Origin of the sequence: Dielma fastidiosa (assembly GCF_003475485.1) — a bacterium.
In the GTDB taxonomy this organism is placed as follows: domain Bacteria; phylum Bacillota_I; class Bacilli_A; order Erysipelotrichales; family Erysipelotrichaceae; genus Dielma; species Dielma fastidiosa.
Window position 1 is genome coordinate 44330 of sequence record NZ_QRQL01000013.1, and the last position, 9816, is coordinate 54145.

Annotated in this window: 8 protein-coding genes; 4 read left to right on the top strand and 4 right to left on the bottom strand. The window is 42.0% G+C overall.

Translation table 11 applies throughout. The features are described 5' to 3' along the window. Window positions 1–10: 10 nt before the first annotated feature. From DWZ33_RS17345 to DWZ33_RS17360, 4 genes are read right to left on the bottom strand one after another with little or no spacing between them, the layout of a single operon-like run. On the bottom strand, window positions 11–1432 hold the full coding sequence (locus DWZ33_RS17345) for a glycoside hydrolase family 1 protein (protein WP_220452465.1): 1422 nt from the start codon (window positions 1430–1432) through the stop codon (window positions 11–13). Beyond that, the gene (locus DWZ33_RS17350; protein ID WP_022939495.1) at window positions 1432–1779 is read right to left on the bottom strand and encodes a PTS sugar transporter subunit IIA; all 348 of its coding nucleotides are present in this window, start codon (window positions 1777–1779) and stop codon (window positions 1432–1434) included. Before DWZ33_RS17350 ends, DWZ33_RS17345 begins: the two co-directional genes overlap by 1 nt. Window positions 1780–1781: 2 nt before the next feature. Beyond that, entirely contained in the window at window positions 1782–3011 is a 1230-nt protein-coding gene (locus tag DWZ33_RS17355; RefSeq protein ID WP_118456225.1) for a PTS sugar transporter subunit IIC, read from the bottom strand. Then, on the bottom strand, window positions 3004–3336 hold the full coding sequence (locus DWZ33_RS17360; RefSeq protein WP_118456227.1) for a PTS sugar transporter subunit IIB: 333 nt from the start codon (window positions 3334–3336) through the stop codon (window positions 3004–3006). Before DWZ33_RS17360 ends, DWZ33_RS17355 begins: the two co-directional genes overlap by 8 nt. Before the next feature lie 203 nt (window positions 3337–3539). Here DWZ33_RS17360 and DWZ33_RS17365 point away from each other — a divergent pair, with 203 nt between their 5' ends. The 4 genes from DWZ33_RS17365 to DWZ33_RS17380 all read left to right on the top strand — a co-directional run bounded on the left by DWZ33_RS17365 (window position 3540) and on the right by DWZ33_RS17380 (window position 9667). Continuing rightward, window positions 3540–5420 (top strand): BglG family transcription antiterminator, encoded by a 1881-nt coding sequence (locus tag DWZ33_RS17365; RefSeq protein WP_118456228.1) that lies wholly within the window; start codon window positions 3540–3542, stop codon window positions 5418–5420. A gap of 207 nt (window positions 5421–5627) precedes the next feature. Continuing rightward, window positions 5628–6179, top strand: coding sequence for a manganese efflux pump MntP (locus DWZ33_RS17370; protein ID WP_118456230.1), 552 nt, complete (start codon window positions 5628–5630; stop codon window positions 6177–6179). Window positions 6180–6260: 81 nt separating this feature from the next. Further along, a complete protein-coding gene (locus DWZ33_RS17375) occupies window positions 6261–8786 on the top strand; it encodes an FAD-dependent oxidoreductase (protein WP_118456231.1) in 2526 nt (841 codons plus the stop codon). 41 nt (window positions 8787–8827) lie between these two features. Continuing rightward, on the top strand, window positions 8828–9667 hold the full coding sequence (locus tag DWZ33_RS17380) for a MerR family transcriptional regulator (protein WP_118456233.1): 840 nt from the start codon (window positions 8828–8830) through the stop codon (window positions 9665–9667). The last annotated feature ends 149 nt before the right edge of the window (window positions 9668–9816 follow it).

Consider the following 9816-nt stretch of genomic DNA (forward strand, 5'->3'; position numbering starts at 1 on the left):
TTTATTATTTTTATAGTTTTTCACCATTGCTGGCAATTACATCGCGATACCAATAATAGGAATCCTTTGGCAGAATCTTGCCGCTGCCCTGACCTTGGTTATCCTTATCGACATATAGCAAGCCATAGCGCTTTTCCATTTCACAGCTGTTGCCGCTGACAATATCAAACGGTGACCACATCGTATAGGCAAAGAGATTCACTTCTTCATCCATCAGCCGTTTCAGCTGTTCAATATGCCGGCGCTGATAATCGATGCGGTAATCATCATGAATCTTACCCTGAGCATCCGGCACTTCTTCGACACCGATGCCATTTTCCGCAATCATCATCGGCACTTGATAACGATCCCAATATTGACTCATCGCATTGTAAATGCCGATCGGATCAATCGTCCAGCCCCATTGACTCGCTTTAGTATACGGATTCTCACAGCGGGCGCCGTTTTCATCAACACAATGTGAATAATAGTAGGCTACCGCCAGAAAATCCATCGTATTCTGTTTCAGTAATTCTTCATCACCCTCAGCCATCACAATCTGAATGTTATTGCGTTTAAAGTAATCTTTCGCATATCCCGGATACGCACCGCGCAGCTCAACATCCGCAAAGAAATAATCCTTCATCCGATTTTTCTCAATAGCAACAGCCACATTTTGCGGATCGCATGTTTTGGCATAGGTCATCTGATCAGCCAGCATCATGCCAATCTGCAGCGTTGGCTTTATTTGCTTAGCCACCTGCTTAATTAAGGCACTGGCGATAAACTCATTATGCACGGCCTGGTATTTAGCAGCTGTAAAATCTTCATATTCATCCATCACCATTCCCAGTGAACTGAAGGATTCACCAAAAATTAGGTTGATCTGATTAATCACGATCCAATAGTTTACTTTACTGGCATAACGTTTCAGGCAGACCGTCGCGAAGCGAACATAATGATCAATCGTTGCCCGGCCATACCAGCCTTGACACTGGGTGACAATGCCCAGCGGCATATCATAATGCGTCAGCGTAACGATTGGTTCAATGCCATTGCTTAATAATTCATCAAATAGCTCATCATAAAATTGCAGACCTGCTTCATTAGGTTCACTTTCTAAACCAGTAGGGAAGATACGTGCCCAATTGATACTCATGCGGAAGGCTTTGAAACCAGCCTCCTTCATCCATTGAATATATTCTTTATAACGATGATAGAAATCAACCGCCTGATGCTTCGGGTAATAATTTTTTGTTACGGCTTGGGTCACATCCTCAATCCGCTCCTTCAAAAGCGCTCTAGTATAATTTGTATTGCCCTGCTTTGTTTCACGGGTGTAACAGATTTGAATATCAGCGACATTCAGCCCCTTGCCAGCCTCATCATAAGCCCCTTCACACTGTACGGCAGCGGTAGCGCCGCCCCATAAAAAATTCTTTGGAAAACCCATTATTTCACCTCCGCGTGAATCGCTTCGGCAAAAATCTTAAATGTTTTAATCAGCTCTTTGATCAGCTCAACCTCACTGTTGATTGTCATCAGAGTATCTTGAGCATGATTAAACAGCATGCAGTATTCATATTTCGTGCCGCGGGCTTCATTTTGAATAATTTCCGTCTGTGCCTTATGTGCTTCCGTAATATTTTGACTTGCCTGTGCAAGCTCTGATTGAGCCAGTGTAAAATCAAAGCTTTGAATTGCCTGCAATGCTTTCTTCGCATGAATCCGTGCGTCACCGGCATAAGTTAATATCCCCATTGCGGCGCTGATCAGCGTTGAATTCGTTATTTCATCCATACCTATTCCCCCATTTCTTCTTTTAATGTCTTCGTTTCATGGGCTTTAAAGAAAGGCCACCAGATCAGCCATGAAACAATAAATAATACAGCTACTAACAGAATAACACGGAAATCACCATGTGTCGCTAAGAATGAGCAAAGCGGGAAAGGCAGCTGATTGACATTCATCACCGCATGCGGTATTGTTACCCAGCCATTACTGAAAGCAATCCAAGCGATTGTTGGAATTACCAGTCCATTGATCCACATTGGAATCATCAGGATTGGGTTTAAGGCAATCGGCGCGCCGTATACTAATGGCTCATTGATATTAAATAAAGATGGTATCATGGAAATCTGACCGAATTTACGAATCCGTTTGCTCTTTGAGCGCAGCATCATGATATTGAGCGCCAAGGTCATACCCATACCGCCGATAAAGATTACCGAGAACGTAACATTAGCCGTATAAATATTAGTTGGTGCCAGACCGGCTTCAAAAGCTAAAGCGTTGGCAGTAATACCGGCTAAGCCAATCGGTGAGGTGATAGGATTCATAAACCAGCTGTTGATGCCGAAAGAATAGAAGAAGACCGGAATAAAAATACAGAGAATAAAACCCGGATATGTTTGACCAATTTCAATCAGCGGCGAGAATAAAGCAGTAATCAGGGCAAATAAATCAATGTTGCACCAGTAAATTAAAATTGTTGTTAAGACTAAAACGATAATGCCTGGAATTACTTGATTCAGCCAGCGTACAAGGAAATCCGGCAAGGTTTCTGAATCTTCAAATAAATGCAGTTTAAAATATAGATTGCTGATCACAATTGTGACAATGCCAGAGAAAAACGCTGAAATCATGCCTGAACCGCCAAATCGTCCAAAGCTTACCGTGAATTGGAAGTTTTCAATCGTTGGCTTAATAACCATAAAGAACATCATCAAAGCAATTAAGCCAGTGGATACGCCATATTCCTTAAAACCATATTCCTTAGCACCATGATAACCGACTAAGAAGACAAGGGTCAGTGACAGAATGCCGAAGCTGAAATTATAAACCGGTGACAGATCTGGCAGGAATGAAACATAACCGGCAAATAAATTATAAATAGAGATTAATGAGCCTAATAATAGAATTGGTACATTGGCCATTAAGGCTCCGGATAAGGTACGAATGATTTTCTTATCCATCGCTTTCGCAACCTTAGGGGCAAAGCTGGTTCCCAGCCAGTTAATAAATTTATCCATTTTGCGTCTCCTTTTCTTTTAGTGTCTCAATGCATAATTGAAGCAGACCTTCACCGTCAAGTCCCGCATACATATCTTTAGGAATAATCTTTACGGGTACATTATAGCGGTCACAGCTCTTTTTTAAATCATCATAGGCATAAGCTAGATGTGGCCCAATCAATAAAATATCAATATTTGGCAAATCATCTTCGATATTATTTTGACTTTTAGCTTCAACCCGTGCCATGATCCCTTGTTTCTTGGCAGCAATTCTTGTCTGTTGGGCTAAAAAGCCGCTGGACATCCCGGCACCGCAGCAAAGCAGTATGTTCATTTTTTCCATATGTAAATCCTCCTCGGTTGGAATTTTTGTGAAATCGATTTCTACGCTGTCATTATGACAAGTTTTCATTAATGCTTCAACTGATATTCTTACCATTCATGGTGAAAATGCTTGTTTTTTCACCGGCTTAGTGAAATTGTGTGTTTGATAATTATCAGCGGTTTCGTTACAATGAATATAGCATAGGGAAAAGGAAGGATAGAATGAAAAAAAATCATGAGCTGCTGCTGAATGTTTTAAGAAAGCAGAATAAACCCATATCTTCCACAAAACTGGCTGAACTTCTGTCTGTATCATCACGTTCAGTTAAAAATTATGTCAATGAGATCAACGCGGAGCATCCGAATACGATTTTGGCATGCAAACAGGGGTATACGTTTAATTCGCAGGCGGCTTTCACCGCCGGCAAGGATTTGGTGCCGCAGACTTATGCTGAACGTTCTTCTTATATCATAAAAGAATTCTTTGTTCATCACCGCACTCAGCTAGATCTTTATGAGTTATGTGATATTCTGTATCTTAGTTATTCTTCGATTAAAAGTCTCTTACAGAAAATGAATAAGGAATATGAACCAAACAAGATTCGTTTCCAATGCCGCAATGATCTGCTTTATGTTACTGGCAGTGAACGGGATAAGCGCCGGTTCTTAACCAGCATTATCTATAAAGAAGCCACAGGTAATTTGGTGGATATCTCAGTGCTTAAAGAAATGTTTCCCGCTATTGATGTGATGTATATCAATGAGCTGCTGCATACTTGTTTTAAAAAGGAGAACTGTTACATCAATGATTTTGGTTATATGAATCTGAATCTGCATATTACCGTGATGCTGAATAGTATTTTAAATCAGCCTAAGACGGTTAGTTTAAGCGCCGATAAAAAGCTTGAAAATCCTTTGGCGGCAACGATTATTCACCAGCTTCAGCAGCATTTTCATGTTGTTTTTCAAAATAATGAAATTGAGGAAATGGCTTCAATGATTATGATGAATATACATATGTGTCAAATTAACTCACCCAAGGAGATTCAAAAGAGTGTCGGTGATGCCGTTTATCAGCTAAGTAAAGAATTGATTGCCGCCTTGAATCAGCAATATCATCTGCGGATTCAGGAACAGACGCTGCTGCTGCCGCTGGCGCTGCATCTGAAAAATCTGCTGGCCCGCGTCAATCAAAATACTACGCTGCATAATCCGCTGCTGGATACGATTCAAAGCGCCTGCCCGATTTTGTTTGACTGCGCGCTCTATGCCGCTGATTTTCTTTATCAGCATTGTCATATCCAGATATCTAAGGATGAGGTTGCCTATCTGGCGATGCATATCGGTGCGGATGTAGAGCGGCAGGATCAGGATGTTCATAAATTAAAATGTGTGCTGCTTTGTCCTGATTATCAGCAAAATCAATCATTTATTTATAACTATCTGCTGATTCATTTTGATTCGCAGATCAGCATCGTGCAGTGTGTCTCCTTTCTTCATGAAATTAATGATCAGGCTTATGATCTGTTATTTACTACCATACCGATTCAAGACAGCCATCCGATCATTCAGCTTTCCCCCTTTACTAACAGCATTGATATCCGTGATGTCTTTAACCGCATTGAAGAAATCATCGAAAAGCGTAAGTTAGCGGTGCTGCATCAGGAATTTGACCATTTCTTTTCACCGCAGCTTTTCTATCATGAGGAAAATGAAGAGAGTGATAAATTTAAAGTTATTCATATTCTGCATCAAAAACTGTTGAATCAGGGTCATGTCAACGCGGATTTCTATCATGATGTAATCCGCCGTGATGAAGCGGCAACGACGGCTTTTGGCAAGATTGCCATTCCGCATTCAATGAAAATGAATGCCAATCATACAAGAATTGCGGTGGCGGTATCACGGACGGGTATAAAATGGGATCAGCATTTAGTTCATATTGTCCTGCTGATTGCGATTAACGAAAAGGAATCATATTTATTTAAAGAGCTATATGAAGCGCTGATTAACTTTTGTACGCAGGATAATATTATGACGCTGCTGAAAGAGGCCGCGGCTTTTGAGGATTTCAGAGATATAATTCTGCGTTTTACTCAATGATGCGCATGAATGTATTTTAATATTGACAAGCCATAAGGTTTACGTTAAGATTAACTCATACTTCATGAGGGAGTAATTTGCACAGTGATGTGTGACATGTCAACATAATGACACAAAGTGTCTGGCTTGTCTTAATGAATGAGACTCATGTACAGTTTTTTTAGACTGTGCGTGAGTTTTTTGTTTTTATCGGGAGGAAATAAAATTATGGGAATTATAGAAATACTGATGATTGGTATTGGTTTAAGCATGGACGCCTTTGCGGTATCTTTAAGCAACGGACTGGTATGTCCGATCAGCGCGAATCAGAAACTGAAAATCATGCCACTGTTTTTTGGTGTGTTTCAGGCAGTGATGCCGTTGTTTGGCTTTTTTGCCGGTAATTTGTTTGCGGAGGTAATTGACCGCTATTCAGGAATTGTTATTTTGATTATTCTTGGCTTTATCGGCGGTAAAATGATGGCTGACGGCATCAAGGAAATGCGTGATCCAGAGGTAGAGAGCTGTACGATCTTTACATATAAGACATTGATTATGCAAAGTATCGCAACCAGCATCGATGCCTTTGCGGTAGGTGTCAGCTTTGTCGGTGCAGGCGTTGATATCTTGTCAGCGGTTTGTATCATTGGTATAACCACGACAATCTTAAGCTATGCGGCTTTATTTCTCGGCCGCCGCTTTGGTTCCATGCTGGGCAGCCGGGCGCAGATTTTCGGCGGTTTGATTTTAGTATGCCTAGGTATTAAGGCGCTGTTTTGATTGTTGTTAATATATGGGCAAATCATGTGCATACTAAGCCTGAGTATGATATTTTAATACCGATGTTAAGAGAGGTACACGATGAAAACTTTAGAACTGAAAAAGGGTTTTACCTGGACGGGTATTTTGGATAAAGAGTTAAAAGTATTTGATATCATTATGGAAACGGAGTTTGGTACTTCATATAATTCCTATATCCTAAAAACATCAGATAAAACTGTGCTGTTTGAAACAGCTAAGGAAAAATTTTTTGATGAGTATTTGGCAGAATTGAAGCAGATTACCGATATTGAGGATATTGATACAATTGTTGTCAATCATACGGAGCCTGATCATGCGGGCAGCGTCGGTCGTCTGCTTGAGTTAAATCCAAATATTAAGATTGTCGGTACTGCCTGTGCGCTGAATTTTCTAAAGGAAATCATTAATCGTGATTTTAATAAGCAGGCGGTTAAGGAAAATGATGAAATAAAAATTGGCGATAAGACACTTCGTTTTATGCCTTTGCCGAATCTGCATTGGCCGGATACGATGTATACTTATATCGTAGAAGATAAGACACTGGTAACGTGTGATTCTTTTGGCGCGCATTATGCGTTTGATGGGATTCTGCTTAGCCGTTTAGCGGATCAGGCAGGTTATCAGCGGGCTTTGAAATATTATTTTGACAATATTCTCGGTCCGTTTAAGCCTTTTATGGTTAAGGCCTTAAACCGCATTCAGGATCTTGAGGTGGAGCTGATTTGCACAGGGCATGGTCCGGTGATCGACTGCGGTATTGATGAATTGATGAAACAGTATCGCGAGTGGTCTGAAGGCTGTGAACCAAATGCGAAAAAAACGGTGGTCATGCCTTATGTGAGCGCTTATGGATATACCGGTTTGGTGGCTGAAGCAATCGCTGAAGGGCTGCGAACTGCCGGTGATATTAATGTGCTGCTGTATGATATGGTAGAGGCTGATGCCGATGAAGTATTAAAAGAGATTGAAAAGGCAGACGGTTTGCTTTTTGGTTCGCCGACAATTCTTCAGGACGCATTAAAACCAATCTGGGATTTAACAACGGCGATTCATGCGCCGACGCACGGCGGTAAATTAGCGAGCGCATTTGGCAGCTATGCATGGAGCGGTGAGGCAGTCAATAATCTGACTGAGCGGCTGAAACAGCTGAAGATGAAGGTTGTTGATGGTTATCGTGTGAAGCTGCGGCCAAGCGCGGCTGAGCTTGAGGGGGCTGTGGCATATGGTCATGATTTTGGCTGTCTGCTGCTGGATAAGCCAAAGGTAAAGCCGGCATCAAAACCAAAATTGGTGAAATGTCTGATCTGCGGTGAGGTTTTTGAAGAGGGAACTGAAATCTGTCCGGTCTGCGGTGTCGGCAAGGAGAATTTTGTGCCTTATGAAGATACGGCTAGTGAATTTCATAAAGACAGCAATGAGTTATTCTTAATCATCGGTAATGGCGCGGCAGGCTTAAATGCGGCAGCTGCGATCAGAGAACGCAATCAAAGCGCATCGGTTGTTTTATTGGGTGATGAAAAATCATTGCCGTATAACCGGCCGATGCTGACGAAGACACTGCTGGCGGATTTTGAACCGTCTCAGCTGTTGATTCATGATGAGGCATGGTATCAGGAAAAGAATATTCTGAACCTGACTGATCTGCATGCGGCAAAGCTGCTGATTGATGAAAAGGAAGTCGTATTAAGCAATGGTGATCATTTGCGTTATGATAAATTAATTCTGGCAACCGGTGCTGAATGCTTCATTCCGCCGATTGCGGGCGCTGATCAGGAGGGCGTATTGGCGCTGCGCCGGATTGAAGATGTGCATAAGCTGAATCAAAGGCTGCCGAAGGTAAAACAGGCAGTAGTGATTGGCGGCGGTGTATTGGGTCTTGAAGCGGCTTGGGAATTAAGCCGTCATGCTTCTGTGACGGTGCTGGAGCTGGCGCCGCAGCTGATGGGCCGTCAGTTGGATGTTGCGGCTAGTTCGATGCTTGAGGAAAGCATACGGTTGGCCGGTATCAATACACAGACAAATGTTTCTATTCAGGCGATTGAAGGCAATCAGGGTCAGGTAAGCGGCGTACGCTTAGCGGACGGCACTTTCTATCCGGCAGAGCTGGTCTTGATTTCCTGCGGTATCAAAGCAAATACATCACTGGCTATCGAGGCCGGTATTGAATGCGGCAGGTCCATTAAGGTTGATGAGCATTGCTCTACATCAGCGGCAGATATCTATGCGGCAGGAGATTGCGCGGAGTTTGAGGGCATCAATTACGGCAACTGGGAACAGGCACTGTCAATGGGTAAAATCGCCGGTGCCAATGCGGCTGGTGAGGCAGTGAGCTATTCGCTGATTTCTCCTGGCTTATCGTTCCAGGGAATGAATACAGCGCTGTATGCTTATGGCGATAACGGCAAACAAAAGGATCAGACTTATCGTTCGGTACTGATGCGCGATGATGAGCATCATACGCTTGAATCACTGTATTTTAAGAATAATGAACTGTGCGGTTTTATCCTGCTGGGGGATGTTTCAAAAATGACTGTCTTATTGAACGCGGTAAATGAAAAACAAACCTTTGCGGAAATGTTTAAATAATAAACCGCAGTGAAACAAATTGAACTAAGGGAGAAAGCACGATGGATAAAGGAGAGTATCTTACAGTCAGTCAAATGGCTAAGCTGCACCACATCTCACGTCAGACACTGATTTATTATGATCATATCGGCTTGTTTCGGCCGCAGATAACGGATGATAAGGGTTATCGTTATTACAGCTATCTGCAGGTTAATGTTTTAAAAGAAATCTTATTTTTGAAGAAGCTGAATCTGCCTTTAGAGGTAATCAGTAAAATTGTTAAGGATCAAGACCCTCAGGAGGCTGTCGAAATTTTAAAGGATCAGCGTAAAATCATCGATGCTGAAATTGAAAAATTGATTCGAACCCGCAAATATGTTGATGAAAGACTGCTGCTGTATGACACGATTGATTTTAATCAGCCTGTTGATGAACCGTATTTTCGCCATGTGGACGAACGCTCATTCTTAGCACTTCCTTTTGAAGAGGATATTTGCGGCAATGAGGACGAGCTTCAGGTCAGGTTTATGGCAGCTGTTGATGAAGTGGGCAGTTATGATCTTGTGCCGTCTTTGGGTTTTGGTGTTATCATCCCCAAACAGGCGCTGCAAACTGATTTAAAAGCCTCTTCGGTCTTTGTATTTGTACCGGAAGGTTCGCTGATCATCAAGCACTCACCCTTGGTTCATACATTGCCGGCTGCTGAATGCTGCTGCATGTATTATTATGGCCGGCCGAGTCATCATCAAAATCAGCTGCGTTCACTGCTGGCTTATATTGATGAAAAAGGCTATGCGGCAGCCAATGATGCGTTGGATATCTGCTTGCTTGATCATGTGAAATATCAGGGGCAAAAGGATGTTGATTTCTGCAGTCTGCAAATTCCAGTTCAAAGAAAATAATGAGATAATAAAGCGAACTTAACGGTTCGTTTTTTATATTATAGGAAATTTCATTTTCAAGCATCAAAGGTTTAATATCTCATCATGAAAAGGTATCTAAAAAATAATAAAAACAGATGAAATCATCGTGTGAATATGGTATACTATAA

What these genes read in the sequence shown, in the direction of transcription:
- DWZ33_RS17370 (WP_118456230.1), top strand. Translation starts at nt 5,628, where the DNA reads ATGGGAATTATAGAAATACTGATGATTGGTATTGGTTTAAGCATGGAC.
- DWZ33_RS17365 (WP_118456228.1), top strand. Translation starts at nt 3,540, where the DNA reads ATGAAAAAAAATCATGAGCTGCTGCTGAATGTTTTAAGAAAGCAGAAT.
- DWZ33_RS17380 (WP_118456233.1), top strand. Translation starts at nt 8,828, where the DNA reads ATGGATAAAGGAGAGTATCTTACAGTCAGTCAAATGGCTAAGCTGCAC.
- DWZ33_RS17355 (WP_118456225.1), bottom strand. Translation starts at nt 3,011, where the DNA reads ATGGATAAATTTATTAACTGGCTGGGAACCAGCTTTGCCCCTAAGGTT.
- DWZ33_RS17345 (WP_220452465.1), bottom strand. Translation starts at nt 1,432, where the DNA reads ATGGGTTTTCCAAAGAATTTTTTATGGGGCGGCGCTACCGCTGCCGTA.
- DWZ33_RS17350 (WP_022939495.1), bottom strand. Translation starts at nt 1,779, where the DNA reads ATGGATGAAATAACGAATTCAACGCTGATCAGCGCCGCAATGGGGATA.
- DWZ33_RS17360 (WP_118456227.1), bottom strand. Translation starts at nt 3,336, where the DNA reads ATGGAAAAAATGAACATACTGCTTTGCTGCGGTGCCGGGATGTCCAGC.
- DWZ33_RS17375 (WP_118456231.1), top strand. Translation starts at nt 6,261, where the DNA reads ATGAAAACTTTAGAACTGAAAAAGGGTTTTACCTGGACGGGTATTTTG.